Source organism: Collinsella sp. AM43-1 (assembly GCF_003467925.1).
In the GTDB taxonomy this organism is placed as follows: Bacteria; Actinomycetota; Coriobacteriia; order Coriobacteriales; family Coriobacteriaceae; genus Collinsella.
Window position 1 is genome coordinate 1 of sequence record NZ_QSFR01000052.1, and the last position, 657, is coordinate 657.

Genomic DNA, 657 nt, shown 5'->3' on the forward strand with positions numbered 1-657 from the left:
CCGAGAGCAGGGCGCCCAAATCGGCTTGGATCGCCTCTGCCTTGCTTCCAAGCTGCAGCGGAGCCGAGTCGCCCGAGATGTTTACGCTCAAAAGGTGCGCATCCGGCAGCTTCGCGGTCATGCTCCAGAACGGGAGCGTGATGATGCCGGGGGTCATCTCGCCCACGCCGAGCTCCAACAACAGCACGCGGCGATCGCTGCGCTCGCGCACGAAGCGCTCGTATCGTCCGAGGCTCTCGCGCCAGGCCGCACCCTGCAGAAACGTGTCATCGCGCACCCACGGCACAAGCTGCCAGCCGCAATGCGGGCATCGGGGGATATCCTCGCTGAGGACCTCGAACCCCGCCATGCCCGCGAGCATGCGCTCGACGTAGGGGCTCGCGTCGAAGAGCTCGTCACAGCATGGCTGCTTGCACTGAAGGTGCGCGAAGCTTCCCTGATAGTTACAGGTTCTCTCGTCGGGAAACGTCTTCTCGACTTGGGTGTCTACATTGGTGCTCAGGATGAAGTAATCCTTATGGCCGATGAGGGACCGTAGGTCGAGATAGGGCTGCGAGGTCGGCTCGCGCAGCATGAAATCGATATATCGCGCGTAGTATGCCCATTGCTGCTCGAGGCTGGGGTAGAGGTGGTAGAAGCCGTCGAAAAGGCTCTTGA

Annotated in this window: 1 protein-coding gene; it reads right to left on the minus strand. The window is 61.8% G+C overall.

All coding sequences use genetic code 11. The annotated features are described in order from the left end of the window. On the minus strand, positions 1-657 hold a 657-nt coding region (locus DW925_RS10150), incomplete at both ends, for an NAD-dependent protein deacetylase, SIR2 family (RefSeq protein ID WP_117790927.1).